Here is a 25157-nt window from a genome sequence, read left to right as displayed (position 1 = left end):
CCCGAAGCGCGGAGCGCGATCGGGCAATCCAGGGCAAATGCGCATCGTGTAGCCCTGGATTCGCGATCAGGCCGTCGGCTGTCGGGAATGACGGCTCCGAGGCGCCGGACGGCGCGGCTTCATGCCACGGCGCTGATCCCGCCTCACTCAGCGGCGAGTTTCACCGCGCTTGGCTGGCGATATTCGGCCATGAGCCGCTCGCGCTCGGCGTCCGCCGCCGCAATGTGGCGCGCCTTGATGTGGCCAAATCCGCGGATGTATTCCGGGACGCGCGCCAGCGCGACGGCGCCCGCGTGGTTGTCTCGCGTCAGCGAAACAGAAAATTCATCGAGCAGCGCTTCGTAATCCTTCAGCAGCCTGCCCTCGACCACGCGGTCGTGGTCGAAGCGGAAGATGTCGAACCAGGTGTTGCGCAACGTCTTCATCCGCGCCAACACGCGCAGCACCTTGAACATCCAGGGTCCGAAGGTGATCTTGCGCGAACCGCCGAAGTCGGTCTTGCGCTGCAGCGACGGAAAGTTGGGCGCAAGATGCAGTTCGAGGCGCAGATCGCCGTCGAAAGTTTCCTTAAGCTGACGTTGGAAAGCGCCGTCCGTGTATAGCCGCGCGACCTCATAATAATCTTTCGCCGCCATCAGCTTGAAGAGATAGCGCGCGACCGCCTCGGTGAGTTCGCGTGAACCCGGCGCGCGCGCGGCTTCGAGCCTCGCGATCTTCTCGACGCGGGCGCGGTAGCGCGCGGCGTAGGCCTCGTTCTGATAATCAGCCAGAAAGGCCGCGCGACGTTCGATGATTTCCTCGAGCGTCTTCGATTTCTCGCGATCGCCATTGGGCTGGCGCAGCGACTTAACAGTGGCGAGCACGCTGCTCAGATCATGCGCGGCGCGTCGGCCCCACAAGAAGGCCGACTGATTCATCGGCACGGATTCGCCGTTCAGTTCGATGGCGCGCAGGATCGCGGCGTCGGACAGCGGCAGATAGCCCTTCTGCCAGGCGTAGCCGAGGATGAAAATATTGGCGGCGATCGAGTCGCCGAGCAGCGCCTGCGCAAGCGCCGTGGTGTCGATGAAGATCGACTCCGGCCCTGCGGCCCAGCGGATCGCCTGCTTGATCTCTTCCGAAGGCAGCACGAAGTCGGGATTGCGCTCGATATCGCCGGGGAACACCTCGGCGCTGTTGACGAGCACCGCCGTCTTGCCCTGCTCGACGGCGGCGAGCACCTGCTTCGCGCCGGCGACGACGAGGTCGCAGCCCAGCAGAAGATCGGCTTCGCCCGCGGCGATACGGATCGCGTGAACGTCCGCCGGGGTGCGGCCGATCTTCACATGGCAATAGACCGCCCCGCCCTTCTGCGCGAGGCCGGCCATGTCGATGACGCCGACGCCCTTGCCCTCGAGATGCGCGGCCATGCCGAGAATGGCGGAAACGGTGACGACGCCAGTGCCGCCAAGCCCGGCGACGAGCACGCCATAGGGCACGGCGCCGATCTTGGCGATCGCAGGCTCCGGCAACGCCGGCAGTCCGCCGTCGTCCTGCGTCGAGGGCAGCGGCGCCTTTTTCATGCGCCCGCCATGTACGGTGACGAAGCTCGGGCAGAACCCCTCGAGACAGGAAAAGTCCTTGTTGCAGGCGGACTGGTCGATGCGCCGCTTGCGGCCGAATTCGGTTTCGACCGGCTGCACCGCGACGCAGTTCGACGCCGTGCCGCAGTCGCCGCAGCCCTCGCAGACGAGTTCGTTGATGATGACGCGCGAATCCGGATCGCTCATCAGCCCGCGCTTGCGCAGGCGGCGCTTTTCGGTCGCGCAGGTCTGATCGTAGATCAGCACGGTGACGCCGTCGGTTTGCGCCAGATCGCGCTGCACCTCGTTGAGGACATTGCGATGATGGATCGTCAGGCCCGGCGGCCAGCCGATCGTCGGCGCATATTTGCCGGGCTCATCGGAGACAAGGGCGATCTTCTGCACGCCTTCGGCCGCGACCTGCCGCGCGATCGTTTCGACGGTCAGCTCGCCTTCATGCTTCTGGCCGCCGGTCATCGCGACGACGCCGTTGAAGAGAATCTTGAAGGTGATGTTGGTGTTCGTCGCGACCGCAAAGCGGATGGCGAGCGACCCCGAATGATTATAGGTGCCGTCGCCGAGGTTTTGGAACATATGCTTGCGCGTCGAGAACGGCGCCTCGCCGATCCAGTTCGCGCCTTCGCCGCCCATATGGGTGTAGCCCTCCGTCGAGCGGTCCATCCATTGCGCCATGTAATGGCAGCCGATGCCGGTGTAGGCGCGCGAGCCCTCGGGCACATGGGTCGACGTCGAATGCGGACAGCCGGCGCAAAAATGCGGCACGCGAACGGTGACGTCGGTCATCGTCCGGCGACGATCCTGCAGCTTCTCGAGCCGGCGCACGCGCGCCTCCAGCTCGTCGAGCGAATGATATTTCAGCAGGCGGCGGCCGATGGCGATGGCGACGTCATTGGAGTCGAGCGCGCCCTTGACCGGAAACAGCCATTCGCCGCGCTCGTCCTTCTTGCCGATGCACAGCGGCTGATGCGGCGCGCCGTATAATTCCTCGCGCAGCTGCACTTCAATAAGCGAGCGCTTCTCCTCGACGACGATGATGAGGTCGAGGCCGCGGGCGAATTCGCGCAGACCCTGCGGCTCCAGCGGCCAGGGCGCGGCGATCTTGTAAAGGCGTAGACCGAGATCATTCGCCTTCACCTCGTCGAGGCCAAGATCGTCCATCGCCTGGCGCACGTCGAGATAGGACTTGCCGACGGTGATGACGCCGATCTTCGGATTGGCGCCGCCCGACGTAATGATGCGGTTCAACCGATTGGCGCGAATGAAGGCGAGCATCGCGTCGCGCTTGCTCTCCTGCATCCGCTCTTCCTGCGCGAGAACCGGATCGCCGGGGCGGATGTTGAGGCCGCCGGGCGGCATGAAAAACGATGGGGGCGTGATCGGGCGGACGCGGTCGAGCGAACCGTCGATCGAGGCCGTCGATTCGACCGTATCCTTGAGCAGCTTCAGACCGACCCACACGCCCGCGAAACGCGACAGGGCGAAGCCGTAAAGCCCGTAATCGAGGATTTCCTGCACGCCGGCCGGCGACAGGATCGGGATCATCACATCGACGAAATGGTAATCGGACTGATGCGCGGTGGTTGAGGATTCGGCGGTGTGATCGTCGCCCATGAGGGCCAGCGCGCCGCCATGGCGCGACGTGCCGGCGAGATTGACGTGGCGGAAGGCGTCGCCGCTGCGGTCGACGCCTGGACCTTTGCCGTACCAGAGCGAGAAGACGCCGTCATACTTGCCTTCGCCGCGCATCTCGGCCTGCTGCGCGCCCCAGATGGCGGTGGCGGCGAGATCCTCGTTGAGTCCCGGCATGTACAAGATATTATTGGCGTCGAACAGCGCCTTGGCCTTGTGCATCTGCGCGTCGACGCCGCCCAGCGGCGAGCCGCGGTAGCCGGTGACGAAACCCGCGGTGTTCAGTCCGGCGCGGCGGTCCACCTCCTTCTGCATAAGGAGCATACGCACGATCGCCTGCGTGCCGGTGATCAGAACGCGCGACCTGTCGAGATCAAATCGATCGGAGAGCGACGCCTCGGCGAAGGCGGAGCCGGTCTTTGCGTCGCCGGCGGCTGTGTCCGCCATTATTGCTCTCCTGCGAGAAAATCGGGGCGAAGCGCGCTTGGGACTCTTGCGCTCACACGCTAAAGCAAGGATCAACCCGTGAACGAATCCGGTTCAAAGACCCAGCTGGTCGCGGCCTTCCGCCGCAAAGGCGCCCAGTAGCGCCGATTCTATGTCCGCCACCTTATGCCACACGGAAGCGCCTTTTCAAGGACGGATCTGCTAGCATGCACAGGCTCGAAGCGGGAGCCTGCGCCGCGTTTTCGCCGCCTTCGCCGCCTAAGCGCGAGACTCGCATGAAGCTGAAAATAAGCTCGATTCTCATCCTTTTGACGACGGCGCTGGGAATTGGCGCGGCCTCGGCCCATCCGCATGTCTGGGTCGCGGTGCGCAGCGAAGTCGTCTTCGCGCCCGACGGCAAGATCGCGGGCGTTCGGCACGCCTGGGAATTCGACGAAATGTATTCGGCCTATGCGGTGCAGGGCCTCGGAAAGGACGGCAAGCCGCCCACCCGCGAAGAACTCGCGCCGCTCGCCAAAACGAACGTCGAATCGCTGGCCGAATTCGAATTTTTCACCTTCGCCAAGCAGAACAGCGCCAAGCTCGCGTTCAAGCAGCCGGAAAATGTCGTGCTCGAAGCCAATGACAAGAAGATCGTCACCCTGCGCTTCTTCCTGCCGCTGGAGACGCCGATCGCGGCCAAGAAGCCGTTCTCCTTTCAGGTCTATGACCCGACCTATTTCGTCTCCTTCGGACTTGAGAAGAAGGATCCCGTGACGCTCGCGGGAGCGCCGGGCGGATGCTCGCTCAGTCTCGTCGAACCTGCGCCGCTCATGGCGAATGAAAGCCAGAAACTGAGCGAAGCGTTCTTTCAGAACATGTCGCCAGGCGCCGATTTCGGCATGAAGCTGGCGACGCGCGCGATCGTGGCCTGTCCGTGAGGATTGGGCGAAGGGCGGTTTGGCTCGGCGTGACCGCCGCGGCGCTGGCCGCGATCGCCGCCTCATCGGCCTGGGGCGCGCCGCGCCATCCATTTGCGGTCGGCGCGCAAGAGTCGACGGCCGCGGCGACGGGCGTCGCCGGGCTTATCGTTGCCTGGCAAAGCAAGTTCCACGCGGAGCTGCACGCCGCCGTCGGCGCGCTGAAGACCGATCCTTCCGCGTTCTTCGCGCTCGCTGCGGCGAGTTTCGCCTATGGCGCTTTTCACGCCGCCGGCCCCGGCCACGGCAAGGCGGTGCTTGCATCCTACATGCTCGCCAATGAAACGGCGCTGCGCCGCGGTCTGCTGCTCGCGGCGCTCGCCGCGCTGCTGCAGGGACTGGTCGCCATCGCCCTGGTCGGCGCGGCGGCCGCGTTGTTCCGGGCGACCGCGAATCAGATGAGCGACGCGACCCACTTCATCGAGCTTGCTAGCTATGCGGCGGTCGCGGCGCTCGGCGCGCGCCTCGCCTGGGTGAAATTCCATGCGCTATCGGCGGCCCTCCGCATGCCTGCGATCGCCCCAACGACGCGCGGCTTCGTCTGCGAGGCCATCGACGACCCGACGCATGTGCATGACGCGACCTGCCGCCATGCGCCGGACCCTGCGGCATTGGGAGGAGCGAAGTTTCGCCTCGCCGACGCCGCCGCGACCGTCGTGGCCGCCGGGCTACGCCCCTGCTCGGGGGCCATTCTGGTGCTGGCGTTCACATTGTCGCAGGGGCTTTTCGGCGCCGGCGCCGGAGCGGTCATCGCCATGTCGGCGGGAACGGCGATGACGACGGGCGCCCTCGCCACGACGGCCGTTTACGCCAAGAGCGCCGCGATGCGCCTCAGCGGCAAGGATTCACGCCGCGCGGTGATCATCGCCCGCGGCGGCGAGTTCGTCGCCGCCATTCTCGTTCTGGCGCTCGGCGTTTCGCTGCTCTTCGGCCTGGGGCCGGCGCCGCCCGGGACGGCGTGACGCGGCTCGCGGCGACGCAACATAATGATCGCGTCAGGAATGGCCTCATTCGACGCGAGACGCGCTATCTTGAACAAGAACACACAGGCGCAGCGGACGATTCGCGTCGCGCGCTTCACGCCCGCGAAGCCGAGGACGACATGACCAGCGCAGAAAAAATAGAGGACCCTTACGTCAAGCGGCCCTGGCTTTCGTCCTACCCGGCTGGCGTCCCGGCGGACATCGACGAATCTTCCTATTCGACGCTAGTCGACATTTTCAACGCGAGCGTTGCGGAATTCGCCGATAGGACCGCGATGGAGAGTTTTGGCGCGACGCTCACCTTCGAGGAGCTCGGCCGCGCCGCGGTGGCCGTCGCCGCCTGGCTGCAGACGCGCGGATTAAGAAAAGGCGATCGGGTCGCGATCATGTCGCCGAACGTTCTCGCCTATCCCGCGATCCTGTTCGGCGTCTTGCTCGCGGGCGGCGTCGTGGTGAACGTCAATCCGCTGTACACGCCGCATGAACTCGAACACCAGACGAACGACTCCGGCGCGCGCTTCTTGTTCGTGTTCGAAAATTTCGCGCATACGGCGGCCGCCGCCTGGCCGCAAATGAAAGTCGAACGTGCGGTGATTGTGAAGCCGGGCGATCTGATGGGGCTGCGCGGACTGATCGTCAATTTCGTCTCGCGCTGGGTCAAACGCATGACGCCCGCCTATCGGCTGCCCGGCTGCGTCGGCTTCGCGCATGTGTTGCAAGCGGGCGCCGAGGAGCCGTTCAAGCCGCCGCAGATCGGGCCGGAAGATATCGCCTTTCTGCAATATACCGGCGGCACGACCGGCATCGCCAAGGGCGCCATGCTGCTGCATCGCAACGTCGCCGCCAATGTCGAACAGTCGTGGACCTGGCTGAAGCCCTACCTCGAAGGTAAGCCGCTGATCATGGTGACGGCGCTGCCGCTCTATCACATCTTCGGACTGACGGCGTGCCTGATGCTGGTGGTGAAGACCGGCGGCAGCTGCCTGCTGATCGCCAATCCTCGCGACATCAAAGGCCTGATCGCGACGCTGCGCAAATCGAAATTCACGCTGTTCTCCGGCGTCAACACGCTTTACGCAGCCATCGCCGACCATTCCGCCGCCGGCTCGGTCGACTATTCCAATCTGCTCCTGACCATCTCCGGCGGCATGTCGACCCAGGAGGTCGTGGCGCAAAAGTGGAAGGCCCTGACGGGAAAGCCGATCGTCGAAGGCTATGGACTGACCGAAACGTCGCCGATCGTAACGGTGAACAAGCCGACGATCGCCGAATTCACCGGCGCGATCGGCTATCCCGTCCCCTCGACGGAAGTCTCGGTGCGTTCGCCCGAGGGCGCGCCCGTCCCCCTTGGCGAGCGCGGCGAACTCTGCGTCAAGGGCCCGCAGTTGATGGGCGGCTACTGGCGCAGGCCGGATGAGACCGCGAACGCCCTGACTCCCGACGGTTTTCTCAAGACTGGCGACATTGCGGTGATGGCGCCGGACGGGCTGATCAAGATCGTCGATCGGCTGAAGGACATGATCCTCGTCTCGGGCTTCAACGTCTATCCCAACGAAGTCGAATGCGTGCTGGTCGAACATCCCAAAGTGAAGGAAGCGGCCGTCATCGGCGTGCCGCACGAACATTCCGGCGAAGCGCCGATGGCGTTCATCGTGGCGCGCGATCCGAGCCTCACGCGCGAAGAGTTGCGCGCTTTCGCGCATGAGCAACTGACGAGCTACAAGGTTCCGCGCTATTACGAATTTCGCGAGAGCCTGCCCAAGAGCAACGTCGGCAAAATTTTGCGGCGCGCGCTCAAGGACGACTTTCTCGCGCGCAAGAACGCCGTCGCCGACGAGGGACGCGGCAAGAGCGTGCGCACGGAGATCAAAGGCTGACGATCGCGCTACGCAGATCGGCCGAAGCAATCGGCCGCCTCGCTGATCGCGTCATAGACGAGATCGAGTTCGGCTTCCTCGACGCAGTACGGCGGAAAGACATAGATCGTCGGCCCGAGCGGGCGCAGCACGAGCCCGCGCGCATTGAAGAAGCGCATGAGATCGAGCGCGATCGTCGCCAGATAGCCGCCCTGCGCGACATTGAGATCGAGCGCCGTGACGATTCCGAGCTGGCGGACGTTGGAGAAGCGCGCGTCATTCGCAAAGCCCGCTATACGCGTCGCCTGCATGTCGCAGAGCGCCGCCACACGCGCGGCGGGCGCGCCCGTCGCCCACACGTCGAGATTGGCGAGCGCGGCGGCGCAGGCGATCGGATTGGCGGTGTATGAACTCGAGTGAAAGAAGGCGCGCGCGCGCTCCGGCGACAGATGCGCCTCGAAAATCTCGCGCTTGCACATGGTGACGGCGAGCGACAGCGCGCCGCCGGTAAGCCCCTTGGCGTAGCAGGCGATGTCAGGAATGACGTCCGCCTGTTCGCAGGCGAAGAGCGTTCCGGAGCGGCCGAAGCCCGTCATCACCTCATCGGCGATGAACAGCACGCCGTAACGCGCGCAGACGCGCTGCATCTCCGCGAGCGTCTCGGCGCCGTAGATGAGCATGCCGCCCGCGCCCAAGATCAGCGGCTCGACCAGCAAGGCGGCGGGTCTGTCGCGGCAGGCGCGCTCCAGCGCGTCGAGCGTCTCCTGCTCGCGTCCGCGCGCGGGGAACGGGATGCGCGAGACCTCATAGAGCAGCGGCTCGTAAGGCGCGTTGAAGGGCGAGCGCGCGCCGACGGACATCGTGCCGATCGTATCGCCGTGATAGCCGTGTTCGAGCGCGACGATGCGCGTGCGCGCTTCGCCGCGATTGCGCCAGAATCCGAGCGCCATCTTGATCGCCACTTCGACGCAGGTGGAGCCGCTGTCGGAGTAGAACACGTAGTCGAGTCCCGGCGGCGTCAGCGCCACAAGGCGCCGCGCCAGCGCTTCCGCCGGCTCATGGGTGAAGCCGGCGAAGATGATCTGATCGAGCCGTTCGGTGGCTTCTCGGATCGCCTGCATGATCGCCGGATGGCGATGGCCGTGCGTAATCACCCACCAGGATGAAATGGCGTCGAGAAAGCGCTTGCCGTCCTCGGCTTCGAGCCAGGCGCCCTCGGCGCGCGCGATCTTGAAGGCGCCGGGCTGCAGCGCATGCTGCGTAAAGGGCCGCCAGATCGGAGAGTCAGTGACGACGCTCACGCGCCGCTCCCGAAGGCGTCGCGCGCGATTGCGGCGTTAAACGCCGCGCCGAGCGTCTTTTTATTCAAAGGATCGACCTTCGGCAGACGGCCGAGAATGCGCGCGCCGCCGATCCTCTCGATCGAATGTTGTGCATCGGCGTCGGCGTCGCCGCAGAAGATGATTCCCGTTACCGGAATAGCGCGCCTGCGCAAGGCTTCGAGCGTGAGCAGGCTGTGATTGATCGTGCCGAGGCGCGTGCGCGCGACGAGTATGACAGGCAGGCGCCAGCGTTCGAGCACGTCGATGGTCAATGCGCGATCGCTGAGCGGCGTCAGCACGCCGCCGGCCGTCTCTATGACGAGAGGACCGTCGCATGGCGGCGGATTCAGCGCGGCGGCGTCGATCTCGACGCCCTCGTCGCGCGCGGCAAGATGCGGCGAGGCCGGTCGACGCAGCCGCCAGGCTTCGGGAAAGATATGCGCGGCCGGCGCGCCGGAAAGACGCGCGACGATCTGCGAGTCCGTCTCGCCATCGAGGCCCGACTGCACCGGCTTCCAATAATAGGCGTCGAGCGCGCCGACGATCGCGGCCGAGACGACGGTCTTGCCGACGCCGGTGTCCGTTCCCACGATCACGAAGCGGCGCTTCATGGTTCGAGCCTCGCGAGCTCTTCGCCAAGATGCGCGATCATGCGCGCGACGTCATCATCGCTCACGTTGAGCGTCAAGGCGATGCGCAAGCGCGCAGAGCCGTTCGGCACCGTTGGCGGACGAATGGCGCGAATGTCATAGCCATGCGCCTGCAGACGCGATGCAAGCGTGGTGGCGCGAACATCGGCGCCGACGATGATCGGCTGGATCTGGCTGCCCGAAGCTTCGATCGCGCAGAGCCGCCGCAGCTCGGCGCCGGCGACATCGATGCGCGACATCAGCTCGGCGCGCCGATCGTCGGCCGCTTCGATGATCTTGAGCGCCGCGCGCACGCTAGCGGCGATGAGGGGCGAAGGCGCCGTGGCGAAAATCAAAGGCCGACAGCGGTTGATCATGAAGTCGCGCAACATGCGCGGCAGGCAGAGCAAACCGCCGGCGACTCCCAGCGCTTTGCCGCATGTATGCAAAGTGACGATGTTCTCCGCGCCTTCAAAGCGCGCGGCGAGTCCACGCCCGCCCGGTCCATAGACGCCCGTCGCATGCGCCTCGTCGATCAGCAGGAAGGCTTCGTTTCGCTCGGCGAGCGCAAAGAGATCGTCGAGCGGCGCTTTGTCGCCGTCCATGCTGTAAAGGCTCTCGACCACGATCCAGACGCGCCCGCGGCCGCCCTTTTCGCGCCAGGCGCGGATCGCCTCCTCCGCGGCGCCGACGTCATTATGGGCGAACTTCACATTCGGGGCGCGCGCCAATCGCATGCCTTCATGGGCGCTGGCGTGCGCGAGCGCGTCATAGAGGATGAGGTCTTCGCGCTGCGGCGCGGTCGAGAGCAGCGCTTCGTTGGCGGTAAAGCCGGCGCTGAAATAGAGCGCGCTTTCCGCGCCAAAAAAGCGCGCCGCTTCCTCTTCCAGCGCTTCATGCTCCGGATGATTGCCGCGCAACAGCCGCGAACCGCCGGCGCCGACGGGAACGCCGCGCGCGAGCGCCGTCGTCACGGCCGCGGCGAGTTCCGGCGACTCGGCCAAAGCCAGATAGTCATTCGACGCGAAATCCATCCCGACGCGCGAAGCGAGCGCGCGCAGCCTGCCGCGCGCGGCGAGGCTCGCTAGATCCTGCGCATAGCGCTCGAGCATGAAGGATCGATCCTCTATCAGGAGAAACGCTCCCAGGCGGCCTGTCGGGAAACGCCCAGGGCCTTGCCGATCGCCGTCCAGCTCACCTCGCGTTTGCGAAGCGCCGCGACTTGCGCGTGAATCAGCGAATGCAGCGCCGCCACGCTGGCCTCGCTCGCCTTGATCGACGTCAACAGCTGCTCGTCGGTGAGATCGTCCCAGCTTTTGAACGGCGAAGGCGCGGCGTCAAGGATCGTGTTGCAGACCCCGACGCAATCTTCGCAGATAAATCCGCCGGCGGCCCCGCCGATGAGCCGCGCGACCTGGGTCTCCGACTTCTTGCAGAATGAGCAGCGCAGCTTACGTTTGGGCAACGCCAGCATTTCGCATGTCCCGGACGTTGAGGTGTCAAGCTGATCCTGACAGCCTGCAGGACCGCCGTCAAGCCGCCCTTGACAACTGCGCACTTGAAACGCGCGCCCGCAACCGCGATCTAAAGAGAAGCGTTCCCACCGATAGGAGCCGCGATGAACGCGCAGATCGGCGCAAGCGCGCCCCCTTCCCAGATTCCCTGGCCGCCGGTCCTGATGGCGATGACCCTGGCGGCCGGGCTCGCGCTCGACGCCGCGACAGGGGCGTCGCTCGTTGACCGCGCGTCCTCCCCGCTGCCGCAGCTCGCCGGCGCAGCGATCGCCGTCCTCGCGTTGGCCAATGACGTCTGGTGCTTTCGCATCCTCTCGCGCCATCAGACGACGATCATGCCGCATCGCGCCGCGTCCTTTCTCGTCACCGAGGGGCCGTTCCGCTTTTCGCGCAATCCGATCTATGTGTCGCATGTCGCCCTGATCTTTGGGCTTGGTCTGTTCCTCGGCTCGCCCTTCACGCTGTTGTTGACGCCTGTTCTCGTTTTTGGACTGACGAAGCTGGCGATCGAGCCCGAAGAGCGGCATCTTCTTGGGAAATTTGGCGACGACTACCGGTCCTATGTGGCGCGCACGCGGCGGTGGCTTTAAACTGATGCGCTGAGGGCGTTGCGAATGAGGCGGCAAGCATGAACGCTCAAACTCCATTACCGGGCGGCGAACGCCTCGACTTCACCGTGCGGGGCATGACCTGCGCCTCCTGCGTATCGCATGTCGAAAAAGCGCTTGCGCATACGCCGGGCGTTAACGCCGCCAGCGTCAATCTCGCGACCGAACGGGCGGAGGTTTCGCTGGCGCCGGGGGCGAGTCTCACGCAACTCGTCAATTCGGTCTCGGATGCGGGCTACGAGGCGGTGGTCGAGACGATCGAGATTGGCGTCGGCGGCATGACCTGCGCCTCCTGCGTCTCGCATGTCGAAAAGGCGCTCAGCGCCGTTCCAGGCGTGATCGAGGCAAAGGTCAATCTCGCGACAGAACGCGCCACCGTGCGCGCGCTCGCCGGGCCTGGCCTGACCGACCGCCTGCGCCGGGCGATTTCACAAGCCGGCTATGAGCCGCGAGCCATCGAATCCGATTCCGGCGGCGCCGATCGCGAGAGGATGCGACGCGAGGAGGAGATGCGCGCACTGCGCTTCCGCCTCATCGTCGCCGCTGTCCTGACGGCGCCGGTCTTCGCAGTCGAAATGGGCGGACATCTCATCCCCGCCGTCCATCACTGGACGATGAGCGTGATCGGCGAGGCGAGGATCCACGAGATTTCCTTCCTGCTCGCCAGCGTCGTGCTGTTTGGGCCGGGCCTTGTGTTCTTCCTCAAGGGAATTCCGTCGCTGTTGCGGCGCCAGCCCGACATGAACGCGCTCGTCGCCACCGGCACGCTCAGCGCCTATCTCTACTCGGCCGTTGCGACCTTCACGCCCCAGGTGCTGCCGGCCGGCTCGGCGCATGTCTATTATGAGGCGGCGGTCGTCATCGTCACGCTGATCCTGTTTGGCCGCTATCTCGAGGCGCGCGCCAAGGGCCGCACGTCGGAGGCGATCCGCGCGCTGGCGCGGCTTCAGCCGAAAACCGCCCGCGTCGAGCGCGACGGCGCCACCGTCGACGTCGATATCGACGACGTCCGCGTCGGCGATATCGTTCTGGTGCGGCCGGGCGAGCGCATTCCGACCGACGGGGTCGTCACGCAGGGCTCGTCCCATGTCGATGAGTCGATGGTCACCGGCGAGCCGACGCCGGTCGCCAAGCGGCCGGGCGCCGCCGTCACCGGCGCGACCGTCAACGGCTCCGGCGCCTTCTCCTTTCGCGCCACTCGCGTCGGCGCGGATACGACGCTCGCCGGCATCATCCGCATGGTCGAGCAGGCGCAGGGCGCCAAGCTGCCGATCCAGGCGATGGTCGATCGCGTCACCGCCGTCTTCGTTCCGGCGGTCTTCGCCGTCGCGGCGCTGACCTTCGTCGTCTGGATGCTGATCGGACCGGAGCCGAGCCTCACTTACGCGCTGGTCAACGCGGTCGCCGTGCTCATCATCGCCTGTCCCTGCGCCATGGGCTTGGCGACGCCAGCGGCGATCATGACGGGAACGGGCCGGGCGGCGGAGCTCGGCGTGCTGTTTCGCAAGGGCGAAGCCCTGCAGACGCTGCGCGACGTCAGCCTCATCGCCTTCGACAAGACCGGCACGCTGACCTATGGCAAGCCGCGCCTGACCGATCTCGTCGCGACGCCCGGCCAGCAGGAGAAGGAGTTGCTGCGGCTCGCCGCGAGCGTCGAGGCGCAGTCCGAACACCCCGTCGGCGCGGCGCTGGTCGTCGCCGCCAAGGCCGCTGACCTTTCGCTTTCGCCCTGCGCCGAGTTCAAATCCGTGGCGGGCATGGGGGTCACGGGAATCGTCGATCGCAAGACCGTCGCCATCGGCGCCGAGCGCTTCATGGCGACGCTTGGCCTCGACGCTTCGCCCTTCGCGCCGGACTCCCAGAGACTCGCCGAGGAAGGCAAGACGCCGCTTTACGTCGCGGTCGACGGGAAGCTGGGCGCCATACTCTCCGTCGCCGACGATCTGAAGCCGACGAGCCGCGCCGCGATCGACGCGATTCATGCGCTCGGCGTCAAAACCGCGATGATCACCGGCGACGACGCGCGCACGGCGAAAGCCATCGCCGCGAGACTCGGCATTGACGAGGTGGTCGCGGGCGTGTTGCCGGACGGAAAAGTCGCGACGCTCGAACGCCTGCGCGAGGCCAACAAAATCGCCTTCGTCGGCGACGGCGTGAATGACGCGCCGGCCCTCGCCGCCGCCGACGCCGGCATCGCCATCGGCACGGGCACCGACATCGCGATCGAAGCCGCCGACGTGGTGCTGATGTCGGGCGATCTCGCCAAGGTGCCGGCGGCGCTGGCGATCTCGCGCGCGACGATGCGCAACATCCAGCAGAATCTGTTCTGGGCCTTCGGCTATAACGTCGTGCTCATACCGGTCGCGGCGGGCGCGCTCTATCCCGTCAACGGCATGCTGCTCTCGCCGATGTTCGGCGCGGCGGCCATGGCGCTGTCGAGTGTTTTCGTGCTGACCAATGCGTTGCGCCTGCGCCGTTTCAAGGCTCCGGTCATCGCCGTCGCCGACTACGGCCCGCAGGCGACGCCGATCGAAACGGAAGCGGCGCAAAGGGAATTCAAGGAGGAAGCAATGACAACGTTCAATGTACAAGACATGACCTGCAATATGTGCGTGAAGCATGTCACCAAGGCGGTGCAGGCCGTCGAGCCGAACGCCGACGTGAAGGTCGATCTCGCCACCGGCAAGGTCGACGTCACGCCCGCGCCCAAGGACGCGCAGGCGCTCGCCAAGGCGATCACCGAAGCGGGTTATCCGGCGCAGGTCGCCGCGTGAGGCGGCGCGCGCTTTCAAGGACGACTGACGGCGCGGGCGCGGCATGACGCCTGCAATGACGCGCTCGCTCGCCGGCAAGACGCTCTTCATCACCGGCGCGAGCCGAGGAATTGGACTCGCCATCGCAATGCGCGCCGCGCGCGACGGCGCGAATGTCGTCGTCGCGGCGAAGAGCGTGACCGAAAACCCGAGAATTCCCGGCACGATCTACACAGCGGCGGCGGAGATCGAAGCGGCGGGCGGACAGGCGCTCGCCGTGCCCTGCGACATTCGCTTCGACGATCAGGTCGAAGCGGCGGTCAGTCAGGCCGTGTCCTGCTTCGGCGGTATCGACATTCTCGTCAATAACGCCAGCGCCATCGATCTGCGCGGGATAGACGCGCTCGATATGAAGCGATTCGATCTGATGCATCAGATCAACGCGCGCGGGACCTATCTGTGCTGCAAGGCGGCGCTGCCGCATCTGCGCCGATCCGCCAATCCGCACATTCTCACGCTGTCGCCGCCGCTGGATCTGAACCCGAAGTGGTTCTCGCCCAACCTCGCCTACACAATGTCGAAATATGGCATGAGCCTGGTGACGCTCGGCCTCGCGCGCGATCTCGCCGCCGACGGCGTCGCGGCGAATTCGCTGTGGCCGGAGACCGCGATCGCCACGGCCGCCGTCGGCAATCTTCTGGGCGGCGACGAACTGCTGCGCCGGTCGCGAAAGCCCGAGATCGTGGCGGACGCCGCGCACGCCATTCTCATTCGTCCCGCAAAGAGCTGCAGCGGCAATTTCTTCATCGACGTCGGCGTTCTGGCGGAAGAAGGCATGACCGACTTCTCGACCTACGCCGTCGATCCGAGGGTCGACGCTGTGCTCGACTTTTTCCTCGACGCGCCGATCAGCGCGAAGGTGACGAAGTCGGCGTTTCACCTCGGCAAATAACGCTACCCCAGCGCGGCTGCGCCCATGGCGATCGTATAGGCGCCGACCGCGGCGACGATCGCGCCTGAAACATAGGGGGCGCGGGCCGCCAGCGCCTCCAATCCCGGCCAGCGCGACGCGGCGTGACGCATGCCGAGCGCCGCCGCCACCCCGACGAGCACGAGGGTCAGCGCCAGACCGACGCTGAAGCAGAGCACGAGCAGCGCGCCGAGCCCGATGCGGCCGACCTGCAGGCAGAGCAGCAGCACGGTGATCGATGCGGGACAGGGGATGAGCCCGCCGGTCAGGCCGAAGAGAATGATCTGTCCGGTCGTCACCCGCCGACTGGCGAAGCGCCGCTCGATATCCAACGCATGTTCGCGCTCATGCGCGTCGGCGTAGACGGTGGGATCGACGTCGAGGAGTTCGCTCTCGAATGCCTCTTCCTGATGGCTATGCGGCACGCCGCGGTCATGGGCGTGAACATCGTCGTGAACATCGTCATGGACATGCGCATGGACATGCCCGTTAACATGCCCGTGAACATGGTCTCCGTCGTGCGCGTGGCCATGCGCGGCGCCGGCGCCGGCCGGAAGCAGCCCGCTTTCGCGCGCAGACGCCGTCACGGCGCCTTTGGCGGCGATATCGCGCCAGCTTCGCCACATCATCCAGAGCGCGACGCCGATGATCAACGCGCCGGAGACAATCTGCAGATAGGGCTCGTTCGCCTCGACGTTCAATTGCGCGCCGAGATAAAGCCCGGTCAGCGCCACGGCCCAGACGATCGCCGTATGGGAAATTGTCGCCGCGACGCCGAGCAGCACCGCTTGCGCCACAGTGCCGCGCACCGCGACGATGAACGCCGCCATCATCGTTTTAGAGTGGCCCGGCTCGAGTCCGTGCAGCGCGCCCAAGGCCACCGCGCTCGGCGCAAAAATCCAGGCGTTCGCCGCGCCGGCGCGAAAGACTTCGGAGAGGTCTGACATCGTGTTCGCCGTGGGCTCCTCAGGCGCAATGCCGAGGCGGTGGAAGGGGCGCGGCCTCCCGGGCGGCGCTCCAATGCTCCGCCGGTCACGAGGCAGCCTTAACCCCGTATTTTATAGTGAGCGTCGCGTGATGAAACAAGCGCCAGTAGAAACAGAGAAATAGAAGCGTCACGGCGCCAAGGCCGCGCATGTTCGCCCTGCGCGGGATTTTTCTGGGCGCGGCGAACGCCGCTCGACGATCGGGGCGGGTCGGCCGCAAACGAAAACCCCCGGCCTTTTGGGCCGGGGGCTGTTGTTTCAATTCGTCAGTATCGCTTAGGGCATGTCGCCGGCGACGAACTTCGGAATGACCGGTCCGCCGATTTCGGCCGCAAAGCGGCGACCCGTCGGCGAGAAGAACATCAAGAGGCCGCCGATCTGGCTGTCGGTGTCGTAAGCCAGGTCAGACAGACGCTCGATGTCCCAACGCGCGTCCTGCACCTTCACGGCGATTTCCTTCGTCTCGCCCGGCGCGATCGGCGTCGGGTCCGTCGACAGACCGCGGTCCGCCAACAGATAGTCCGGGAAGTCGGGCTTCGTCGTGAACACGTCAGGGTTCAGGAAGCGCAGGCCGGCCGCCGTATATTCGCCAAGGCGAAGCGGCTCGGAGGTCGAGTTCGTGACCTTGACGTTGATCGTCAGCTCACGGCCAGGAACCTTGTAGACGCCGCCGTTCAGCTCGCTCGTCACGCGCTCCTTGCCGACGCCCGCCGTGCCGTCCGTAACGAGCGGCGTCAGAGGCTTCTGCAAGCCCGCCTGCAGCGGGATCGTGCGCGGGAAGGTCGAGTTGGTCACGGCGTAGCCGACGATCGTCGCCAGAATGGTCAACGCCAGCACAATCGCGCCAATCCGCTTGTCGTCGTCGGTCACCTGCTCGTCAACCTTGCCGGTGGCGACACGGAGATACGAAGCGATGATGCCCTTGCGCACGAACCAGAACAGGATCCACGCCGCGCCGACCGCAAGCCACGGCAGATGCCACGCATAAACGCGGCTGATGCCGTAGGTCTCGAGGTCGACCGTCGAGCCGTCAAGCAACGTCACCGGATCGGTGAAGTCCTTCATGTCGCCCTTGATCTCGATCCACTGGCCGGGGCCGATGATCGGACCGCCGCCCTCGACGTTGATCTGCGCATGAACGTGCCAACGGCCCGCGCGACGTCCGCGAAGGTTGATGGAGAAGGCGTAGTCGTTGCCAGGAACAAGCGACACCGAACGCGGCGCAAACTGCTCGCCGATGAACTGCGCCGTGCGCACCAGAACCGGACCGGGCTCGCCGGCGTTCAGGAACGACACGCGCGGATTGGCGACCGCTTGCGGCCAGGCCGAGAACACATGGATCTTGCCCGACAGCACCATCTCTTCATTGACGTTCACCGTCGTCTTCGACCACTGAACGTCATACCAGTTCAACGTGCGCATCCGAAGAAACGCCTGCTGAGACTTTTCGCCGTGCGCCGACGCAGGAGCAACAGCTCCCAGGGTCGCCGCCACAGCCGCCGCCGCGCCAATCGCGGCGAGCTTGACGAACTTTTTCATCGATAAACCTCCCAGGTTCCTCTTCCCGGCCGCCGCCTCGCGCGCCAACCGGTCTTGTCTCTCGCAGCGGACCTTCGCTCTTGAATAAGCGTCCAGCCCGCCGCTCTTCTTTCTTGCAGGCCGCCGCGGCGCCCGTTCAGCGCCGCAGCCCGCGACGCGGCTTAGATCGTGTCGATGATCTTGGTCGTCGAATACCAACGGCCCATGAACCACCACAGGAAATACACCATCATCGAGACGAAGCCCGAGAAGAACGCCGCGACCGGCACAACGTCCTTACCGAAGGTGCGCAGCGTGCCGCGCTCGACCATGCGGATATATTCCGGCATCGACGTGCGGACGAAGTGGAAGCCGATCAGATCCGCAAGCGTCATCAGCTGACCATGCTGCTCCGTCGCCTGGTGGAACGCCGCAATCGCCGGCCAGTTGTTCGGGTAGAACAACAGACCCCAGCCCAGCGAACCAACAATCGCCGTGATCACATAGGAGCCCGACAGAAGCAGGATCACGTCAAGCCAGATCGCCGGAACGATCAGAGCGGACGGGAACACAAGGCTGATCGGGAAGTAGGTCCAGCCCCAGAAGTTGACGTAGCGGTTGATCCACTCGCCAATCAGCAGGCCAAGAGCCGCGAACACCGCGCCGAACGGCAGACGGAAGTTCACCCACCAGAACGCCTGCGCCGCGGCGCAGAAGGTCACGCCGAGAATCGGCACAACCGTCGGCCACATACGACGATCCTTCCAGTCAACCCAGAAGTCCCAGTCGCCCGCCGTCAGCATGAAGTGGACGTGGTAGCCGCCAAGAACGGCGAAGAACAGAAGAACAAGAAGCATCCAGTCGACCGTCTGAACGCAACCCGCCGCCTCGGCGACGGAGTTGAACGGACCGACCGCCCCCCCGCTTTTCGATTGTGACATCACTCTTCTCCTTGGTGTTTCTCGAACTCGTAAAGCCCGAGTTCTTTCCTTATGGCCTCCGGCAGGCCTTCCCGCCGCCGGCGCCCGGACGGCGGAGATCCCGCCGACCGCATCGCTTTAAGCCCTTCGCTCCCGATCACCCCAGCGCCCGAAGACCCTGCTCGACCGCAACAAGCCAACCCACGCGCCAAGGCGACAGGCAAAAGCTCTCTGGTTTTTCGCGAAAAGCTCAGAGCCAGACGCCGCCCGCCGCGAAGCGGGCGGCGACGTCTCGGATTACTCGGTCAGGAGGGCGACGCCTTCCTTGCCGATCAGACGCTGAATGTTGATCAGCAGCTGAAGCACGACGCCGAACACGCCGAGCGCCATCCAGCCGAAGAACACGAAGCCCCAATGCAGCGGCGCGACGAACAGTTCTTCCATGAACCAGAACGTGTGGCCCCACTCATTCAGGCCGACGTTCGGGATGATCATGAACGGGCCGATCGCCACGATCAGATAGGCCACCGAATAGCCCTTGGCGAAATACGGAAGACGCGTCTTCGCATAGAAGAAGCCGCCGACCGCGATCACCGAGTAGATCGGGTAGCTCATGTAGAACTCGATGATGTGCGACGGCGTGAAGTCCGTGTCGCGAATCACCGTCATGTGCCAGGTGCCGTCCTGCTCCGTGAAGAACGACGCGCCCCAGTAAATGGCCGCGGCGTAAACCACCAGCCACTGCACTTCGACAACCAGGCGGCGCATTTCTTCGCGCGCCGTCAGAGTCGAGAAGTCGCGCGTGCGCGTCTTCCAAAGAAAGCCCGCAAGGCCAATGCCCGAGATCAGCTCAAGCGGAATCTCGGTCCAAAGGATCGACATCCAATAGGTCTGGAACTCCGGCGCAAACGAGTCCAGGCCAGCGCGCCAGCCATAAATCTGCTCGTAAATGCGAACGACCAGATAGAACCCGTTCAGAACGGCCAGGCCGATCCACATGCCCTTCAGGTCAACTACAGCTTCCGTGCCAGCAGCAGCCCGGGCTGCTGTGTCAGTCGTTGAGCTCATACCCTTCTCCTCCAATGTGCTCCCAGGGAATTGCGCGTGACCGGTATCGCTCCGCCTCCCACAACGGAGCCGCTTCGTCCTCGTTTCGTAAAGCAAAGCGAAAGCGCGTCTTCTTCTAAAAACACGCAAAACCGCCCTTGTTTGCCGCAGCCTTCCCGAAAAATTCCAGAAAATCCCCCGCCCAAAGGCGAGCAAATCATTCCAAAATCCCCAGAACCCGGCTGCTTGTTGTTATCGGACGAAAACCGACGTCGCCGCCTAAGCCAAAATCCCAAATCCAACCCCTTCAACGGGCAGACCGCAGACCCAGCTCAGCGTGCCGCAACATTCCAATAACCCCCAATATTCACAATACCCCTTAGTATAGAGCAAAACAATCTATCGAATAGCTAATGCAACCCTAGTGGATAGTTAATCACCCACCCTAGCAGGGCTTCAAGCAGCGCCATGGCGCAGCGCACAATACTGTATAGGTCATTGTTATCATGGAGACTGTTGAATTGCGAAATCCGCGCTCAAGTCCAGAGCGGCAGCGAATGCTGCGCCGCGAAGACATGCAACCAACCGGGGTAGGCGGCTATTCGTCCGACCATGGACGCACGCCGCTCGCGTCAGCGCCGGCCAGCGCCGCGCGCATGCTGATCCCGTCGAGTTCGAGCTCAGGGGCGATTTCGGCGAGCGGCGCGAGAACGAAGCCGCGGCGGAAAAGCTCCTTGTGCGGCAGGGTCAGCTCCGGATCGTCGATCGCATGGTCGCCGAGGAAAAGAATGTCGACGTCGATCAGCCGCGGCCCCCAGCGCCGCGTCGGCGCCCGGCCCATGTCGGCCTCGATCTTCTTGACCGCCGCGAGCAGCTCATAGGGCGCGAGCGCCGTATCGCCAATGGCGCAGGCGTTGGCGAAATCCCCCTGGTCGAGATCGCCCCAGGGCGGCGTGCGATAGATCCGGGAGACCCGATCGAGCCGCGCCAGCCCGCAGGCCTCGATCAGCCGCAGCGCCTCGCGAATATTGGCCGGCTTGTCGCCAAGATTGCTGCCAAGCCCAAATCCGACCCGCATCGTCAACCTCCCGGGCGCGCGGCGAGAATGCGCATGACGTCGAACGCCGCGCGATGCTCCGCGGCGTCATGCACGCGAAAGACCTGCGCGCCGTCGCGCGCGGCGAGAAGATTGGCCGCCAGCGTGCCGACGAGCCGTCCCTCGAGAACGCCGTCGCCGAGGCTCTTGAAGATTGACTTGCGGGAGACGCCGATGAGCAGCGGGAATCCCAGCGCCAGCAGCTCCGGAACGGCGCGCAGCGCGTCATAGTTCTGCTCGCGGCTCTTGCCGAAGCCGATCCCCGGATCGAGCAGAATATGCCGCTCCGGCACGCCGGCGCGCCGCGCGATCTCGAGCGAGCGGGCGAAGAACCGCTTCATGTCGGCGACAATGTCGATCTGCGGCTCCGTCGTCTCGCGATTATGCATGATCACCACGGCGGCCCCGGCTTGCGCGATCGTCGGCGCCATCGAAGGATCGCGCTGCAGACCCCACACGTCATTGACGAGACAGACGCCGAGCGAGAGCGCGCGCCGCGCCGTCTCAGCCTTGTAGGTGTCGATCGACGCCGGCGCGCCCGCCTGCGCCACCAGCGCGGCGAGCAGCGGCTCCAGCCGCGCCCACTCCTCCGCCGCGGTGAGCGGCGTGTGGCCGGGACGCGTCGACTCGGCGCCGACGTCGACGATGTCGGCGCCCTCGGCGACGAGCGTCCGCGCCTGCGCCAGCGCGGCGTCACGCGTCGCGAACCGCCCGCCGTCGGAGAAGGAATCGGGCGTGACGTTGACGATCCCCATGATCACGGGGCGCGCGCCGATCAGCGATAGAAAGCGATCGCGCGCTGTCGCGATCGCCTGGAGGTCGAAAGCCACGCGCGCGTTCCGTCAGTCGTCGTATTTCACATAGGCGAAGCGCTGATCGGTCTCGGGCGTGCCTTCGAGCGCGCCGCCGGCTTTGCCAGGGCGCCAGGAGACGACCTCCTCGATCTTCTGGGCGAGTTCGAAATCCTTGTCGGTGATTCCCTTCGCCGTATGGGTCTGAAGCTTCACCTCGACCCAGGCGTAGGACGCGGCGATGTCGGGATGGTGCCAGGCGGCCTCGGCGAGATGGCCGACCGTATTGACGACCATCAGCGTGCCCTTCCAGCCGTGCGTCTTGAACTTGCGCCTGATCCAGCCGTTCTCGTAGCGCCAATGCGGCAGTTCGCGCTTCAGCCGCGCGACGACCTCGTCTTCGGAATATGCGCGCTCTTCCTTCGCCATCTGAGGCTCCCTTCTTGCGCGGCGCGCCAACGCCGCCATGCGCCGCAACATTCTTTCGTCGAGACGCGTTATAGCCTAAACCGACCCGAAGTCTTCAGTTGGACCAAAAGAGGCGGCATGCCGGCAAAGGTAAGCGTCGCGGCGAGCGCCCGGCTGCATCTGGGTTTCCTCGATATGAACGGCGGCCTTGGGCGCAAGTTCGGCGGCGTCGGCCTCGCGCTCGACGCGCCGGCGACCCGGCTGACCCTGACCCGCTCCGATCAAAATTGCGTCGACGGCCCCGAAGCCGAACGCGCCGCCGCGCTGCTGGCGCGCGCGCAGGAGGCGCTTGGCCTGACGCAGCGCCACAGGCTGGCGCTGGAGGAAGCGATTCCCGCCCATGCGGGCTTTGGCTCCGGCACCCAGCTGGCGCTGGCGGTCAGCGCGGCGCTGCGCCGTCTCGAGGACCTGCCGAACGACCCGGCCGCCGACGCGGCGCTGATGGCGCGCGGCGCGCGCTCCGGGCTCGGCGCCGGCCTGTTTCAGCTGGGCGGCGTCGTTGTCGACGGCGGACGCGGCCCGCACACGACGACGCCGCCGGTCGTCGCGCGCGCCGAATTTCCCGACGCGTGGCGCGTGCTGCTGGTCCGCGATCCGGGCGACGTCGGCCTGCATGGCTCGGACGAGCGCGACGCCTTCGCCGAACTGCCGCCCTTCGACGCCGTGACGAGCGGCGAGGTTTGCCGGCTGGTGCTGATGCAGATCCTGCCGGCGCTCGCGGAAAGGGAGCTCGCCCCCTTCGGCGCCGCGGTGACCCGCATTCAGGAGATCGTCGGCGATCATTTCGCCCCGGCGCAGGGCGGGCGCCGGTTCACCAGCGGCAAGGTCGAGGCGACCGTCGCGCGGCTGCTCGCCGACGGGGCGACCGGCGGCGGCCAGACGTCCTGGGGGCCGACCGGCTTCGCCTTCGTCGAGAGCGACGCGGCGGCGCGCCGCCTGCTGGGGCGCCACGGCGCGCAGGCGCGCCAAGAAGGGCTCGACATTTCGATCCGCCGGGGCCTCAACCGCGGCGCGAAGATCGACGCGGTCTACGCGCAGATCGCCTAAGGCCAAAGCCTTATATTAGTTCCATTGGAATCTGCCTGGGGTCGCGTAAAATAACAAATGCACCGCCTCTTCTACGAGTCGCTCCCAACCGAGCCTCAGGCTCAGACGCATAAGCCTTAATTGTTCGTGTAGAACCGCCTCGCCGTTCGTACCATTTGCCATTCACCTGTTCGTCCAAAAACCGGAATGGGAAATTCAAAGAAGTTAATCTTATGGGGAGATCACTCTTACTTTTTGCCTTTTGATGCGATTTGACCAGAGTTGTTGCAAGCACGTCAAACGTTATTCCTATCACTATTATTGATTCAAGATGGCTCTGTAGGTCACTCGTCGGAATATTCGTGGAGCTATCATGCGCAGCGCTATGTCTTGTCGACGCCAGATTACTATAATCATTATCCAAGCTTATACGCGATGATCCGATTAATCGGGCTAGACCTCCCAGCTCGTTCCAAGCATCCTCGCGGCCCAGCGCGGATAGTACAGCTTTAATATCGTCTTTGGATACGTTAGAGCCCTTTGGACTAAATCCAATAGCGGTATACAGTGGCGGATTTAGTGCATATCCCGCGATGCGCGGCAGAAATGATTCAACTAACCGTTGCCGGCTTGATTTTTTTTCAAAATTAATGCGAGTTCCTAGCCCTAAAAGAGCATCTACGGTTAAAAACTTTTGGAGCTTTTCACCAAAATCTGAATAATTTAAGCAACATCTGCTTAATTCTGCTGTCAACTCTTCCAGTCGATCTTCCAAGTAGCACTCAAGGAGCGAAAATGCTGAAACGGATAACCCCCGTCGCAAAATCCTAGCGCCATCGTTGTGAGTGTCTGAAGGAGGAAATTTATCCGTAAGTAGTTCATGCTTGAGCAAGCGGAGCATGGTCCTGACATCGCGATAAAATTCGTACCGTGCGCTATGCACTGAACGGCTCCAAACTAACCTAAATGCACCAATAATTCTTTCATCTTATTGAAACGATAGGCAATTCGCGCAGGGGTATTTGTGCCTGTTCGAACAGCCTTATCAAACTCGGTGTCCGAGAAGAGCCTTTTAGTCCCCGCTAACAGCTGCTTCGTCTTTTTCACTGCATTTCTGTATACATTTGTGGTCACGCAGGATGCGGCGAGCATTTGCGCGTCATACATTCCTGCTAAAGTTTGGTCGCGCCAATCATTCCCTTCAGGGCGACGAAAGGCCTTGTCACCCCAGAGGGCTTCGCAACGTTCAATAGCAATGCTAAATTGTGAAGCAAATTTCTCCACCTGCGCCTTACTCGCATACTGATGTGTCTGCATAAAACTGTCCATTTCTTTTCCCAAACTTCCACCAAACCCTCCGTTAACCTGTTCCCGTAAAGTAAGGAAGCGCAATACATATTCAGCATCGTCCATTTCTCTAAAAGCAGCGGATTTAACTCCGTCTATCTTTAACCTATCACAGAGAAAGTGATGGGACGACAGTTCATATATTCTCGTATTTAGACGCCCACGAAACGCTACATTACGAATTTCTTGGTTATTGAGGGATTCACCACCTCTGTTAAGTCTAAGAAAAACTTCATACTTTAGTAATGCATCCGTCTGCTTTAGAAGTGTAACAACCCTTAGAAATGGCCTCAATTTCAATGAATTAATTATCTCTGTGGGAAGATTAGAAAATCTAGTCCCTTCAGCAATAGTTAAGCGCTCGAGACCTTTGAGGGCATACCTACTCATGATGTAATCTGCAATTGCCTTCAATCGCTGCTTGCCATCTATCGCAGTGTACGTTCCATCTTTTTCTTCGGCTAAATAAATCGGTGGCACAGGGACATTAAGGAGAAAGGATTCTATTAAAGCAGACTGCTTATCCACGGACCAACGTTCCCGCCGCTGAAATCCTGGCTCGAGGTCAATTGCCTTATTCTCGACCATGTCCGCCAAAGTTCCTAAGGGAAGATCAGCTGTCTGGACGACTAGTTGCGCCTGAGCGTTGTTAAAGCTTGTGAGCAGTGAATTTTTGTCGACGGCCATATTGCGAATCTCGAAACT

21 protein-coding genes are annotated in these 25157 nt (G+C 63.9%); 7 read left to right on the top strand and 14 right to left on the bottom strand.

Annotation, left to right across the window (positions count from 1 at the left end; translation table 11 throughout):
- Positions 1 to 143: 143 nt before the first annotated feature.
- Positions 144 to 3659: an indolepyruvate ferredoxin oxidoreductase family protein gene (locus BN69_RS14155; RefSeq protein WP_014892317.1), complete on the bottom strand. Its 3516-nt coding sequence runs from the start codon at positions 3657 to 3659 to the stop codon at positions 144 to 146.
- Between the two features lie 206 nt (positions 3660 to 3865).
- Between BN69_RS14155 and BN69_RS14150 the strand changes: the two genes are divergently transcribed.
- The 3 genes from BN69_RS14150 to BN69_RS14140 all read left to right on the top strand — a co-directional run bounded on the left by BN69_RS14150 (position 3866) and on the right by BN69_RS14140 (position 7478).
- Positions 3866 to 4579 (top strand): DUF1007 family protein, encoded by a 714-nt coding sequence (locus BN69_RS14150; protein ID WP_014892316.1) that lies wholly within the window; start codon positions 3866 to 3868, stop codon positions 4577 to 4579.
- Positions 4580 to 4608: 29 nt separating this feature from the next.
- The gene (locus tag BN69_RS14145) at positions 4609 to 5580 is read left to right on the top strand and encodes a nickel/cobalt transporter (protein ID WP_244434961.1); all 972 of its coding nucleotides are present in this window, start codon (positions 4609 to 4611) and stop codon (positions 5578 to 5580) included.
- A gap of 140 nt (positions 5581 to 5720) precedes the next feature.
- A complete protein-coding gene (locus BN69_RS14140) occupies positions 5721 to 7478 on the top strand; it encodes an AMP-binding protein (protein ID WP_041927401.1) in 1758 nt (585 codons plus the stop codon).
- 8 nt (positions 7479 to 7486) lie between these two features.
- Here the strand turns inward: BN69_RS14140 and BN69_RS14135 are convergent, their stop codons facing one another.
- From BN69_RS14135 to BN69_RS14120, 4 genes are read right to left on the bottom strand one after another with little or no spacing between them, the layout of a single operon-like run.
- On the bottom strand, positions 7487 to 8758 hold the full coding sequence (locus BN69_RS14135; RefSeq protein ID WP_014892313.1) for an adenosylmethionine--8-amino-7-oxononanoate transaminase: 1272 nt from the start codon (positions 8756 to 8758) through the stop codon (positions 7487 to 7489).
- Entirely contained in the window at positions 8755 to 9390 is a 636-nt protein-coding gene (gene bioD / locus BN69_RS14130) for a dethiobiotin synthase (protein WP_014892312.1), read from the bottom strand. The genes BN69_RS14135 and bioD overlap by 4 nt, the downstream gene beginning before the upstream one ends.
- Positions 9387 to 10520: an 8-amino-7-oxononanoate synthase gene (locus BN69_RS14125; RefSeq protein ID WP_014892311.1), complete on the bottom strand. Its 1134-nt coding sequence runs from the start codon at positions 10518 to 10520 to the stop codon at positions 9387 to 9389. The genes bioD and BN69_RS14125 overlap by 4 nt, the downstream gene beginning before the upstream one ends.
- A 17-nt stretch (positions 10521 to 10537) precedes the next feature.
- Positions 10538 to 10882 carry a ClpX C4-type zinc finger protein gene (locus tag BN69_RS14120; RefSeq protein ID WP_014892310.1) on the bottom strand — a complete coding sequence of 115 codons (345 nt, stop codon included), beginning with the start codon at positions 10880 to 10882 and terminating at the stop codon, positions 10538 to 10540.
- A gap of 144 nt (positions 10883 to 11026) precedes the next feature.
- Here BN69_RS14120 and BN69_RS14115 point away from each other — a divergent pair, with 144 nt between their 5' ends.
- The 3 genes from BN69_RS14115 to BN69_RS14105 are packed head-to-tail and all read left to right on the top strand — an operon-like array spanning position 11027 to position 15235.
- Positions 11027 to 11512 (top strand): methyltransferase family protein, encoded by a 486-nt coding sequence (locus BN69_RS14115; RefSeq protein ID WP_014892309.1) that lies wholly within the window; start codon positions 11027 to 11029, stop codon positions 11510 to 11512.
- A gap of 38 nt (positions 11513 to 11550) precedes the next feature.
- Positions 11551 to 14304, top strand: coding sequence for a heavy metal translocating P-type ATPase (locus BN69_RS14110; protein ID WP_014892308.1), 2754 nt, complete (start codon positions 11551 to 11553; stop codon positions 14302 to 14304).
- 55 nt (positions 14305 to 14359) lie between these two features.
- Positions 14360 to 15235, top strand: a complete 876-nt coding sequence (locus BN69_RS14105) for an SDR family oxidoreductase (protein WP_014892307.1) — start codon at positions 14360 to 14362, stop codon at positions 15233 to 15235.
- Positions 15236 to 15237: 2 nt separating this feature from the next.
- Here BN69_RS14105 and BN69_RS14100 read toward each other — a convergent pair whose 3' ends face one another.
- The 7 genes from BN69_RS14100 to BN69_RS14070 all read right to left on the bottom strand — a co-directional run bounded on the left by BN69_RS14100 (position 15238) and on the right by BN69_RS14070 (position 22040).
- Complete coding sequence (locus BN69_RS14100) at positions 15238 to 16200, bottom strand: nickel/cobalt efflux transporter (RefSeq protein WP_014892306.1); 963 nt, start codon at positions 16198 to 16200, stop codon at positions 15238 to 15240.
- Between the two features lie 315 nt (positions 16201 to 16515).
- Positions 16516 to 17778 (bottom strand): bacterial ammonia monooxygenase, subunit AmoB, encoded by a 1263-nt coding sequence (gene amoB / locus BN69_RS14095; RefSeq protein WP_014892305.1) that lies wholly within the window; start codon positions 17776 to 17778, stop codon positions 16516 to 16518.
- A 161-nt stretch (positions 17779 to 17939) separates the two neighbouring features.
- Entirely contained in the window at positions 17940 to 18698 is a 759-nt protein-coding gene (amoA, locus tag BN69_RS14090; protein ID WP_014892304.1) for a bacterial ammonia monooxygenase, subunit AmoA, read from the bottom strand.
- Between the two features lie 276 nt (positions 18699 to 18974).
- The gene (gene amoC / locus BN69_RS14085; protein WP_014890337.1) at positions 18975 to 19745 is read right to left on the bottom strand and encodes a bacterial ammonia monooxygenase, subunit AmoC; all 771 of its coding nucleotides are present in this window, start codon (positions 19743 to 19745) and stop codon (positions 18975 to 18977) included.
- 577 nt (positions 19746 to 20322) lie between these two features.
- Positions 20323 to 20802 carry a 2-amino-4-hydroxy-6-hydroxymethyldihydropteridine diphosphokinase gene (gene folK, locus BN69_RS14080; RefSeq protein ID WP_014892303.1) on the bottom strand — a complete coding sequence of 160 codons (480 nt, stop codon included), beginning with the start codon at positions 20800 to 20802 and terminating at the stop codon, positions 20323 to 20325.
- A 2-nt stretch (positions 20803 to 20804) separates the two neighbouring features.
- Positions 20805 to 21650, bottom strand: a complete 846-nt coding sequence (folP, locus tag BN69_RS14075) for a dihydropteroate synthase (protein ID WP_014892302.1) — start codon at positions 21648 to 21650, stop codon at positions 20805 to 20807.
- Positions 21651 to 21662: 12 nt separating this feature from the next.
- A complete protein-coding gene (locus BN69_RS14070; RefSeq protein ID WP_014892301.1) occupies positions 21663 to 22040 on the bottom strand; it encodes a 4a-hydroxytetrahydrobiopterin dehydratase in 378 nt (125 codons plus the stop codon).
- A gap of 117 nt (positions 22041 to 22157) precedes the next feature.
- Here BN69_RS14070 and BN69_RS14065 point away from each other — a divergent pair, with 117 nt between their 5' ends.
- Complete coding sequence (locus BN69_RS14065) at positions 22158 to 23126, top strand: beta-ribofuranosylaminobenzene 5'-phosphate synthase family protein (protein WP_014892300.1); 969 nt, start codon at positions 22158 to 22160, stop codon at positions 23124 to 23126.
- Positions 23127 to 23136: 10 nt separating this feature from the next.
- Here BN69_RS14065 and BN69_RS19295 read toward each other — a convergent pair whose 3' ends face one another.
- Together BN69_RS19295 and BN69_RS18900 are read right to left on the bottom strand one after the other, a co-directional pair.
- On the bottom strand, positions 23137 to 24006 hold the full coding sequence (locus tag BN69_RS19295) for a HEPN domain-containing protein (protein ID WP_014892299.1): 870 nt from the start codon (positions 24004 to 24006) through the stop codon (positions 23137 to 23139).
- A gap of 56 nt (positions 24007 to 24062) precedes the next feature.
- The gene (locus tag BN69_RS18900) at positions 24063 to 25139 is read right to left on the bottom strand and encodes a DUF262 domain-containing protein (RefSeq protein WP_014892298.1); all 1077 of its coding nucleotides are present in this window, start codon (positions 25137 to 25139) and stop codon (positions 24063 to 24065) included.
- Positions 25140 to 25157: the final 18 nt, after the last annotated feature.

This window comes from Methylocystis sp. SC2 (assembly GCF_000304315.1).
Classification (GTDB): Bacteria; Pseudomonadota; Alphaproteobacteria; order Rhizobiales; family Beijerinckiaceae; genus Methylocystis.
The sequence above is the reverse complement of the archived record's forward strand: the minus strand, read 5'-3'. Positions and strand labels throughout refer to the sequence as shown.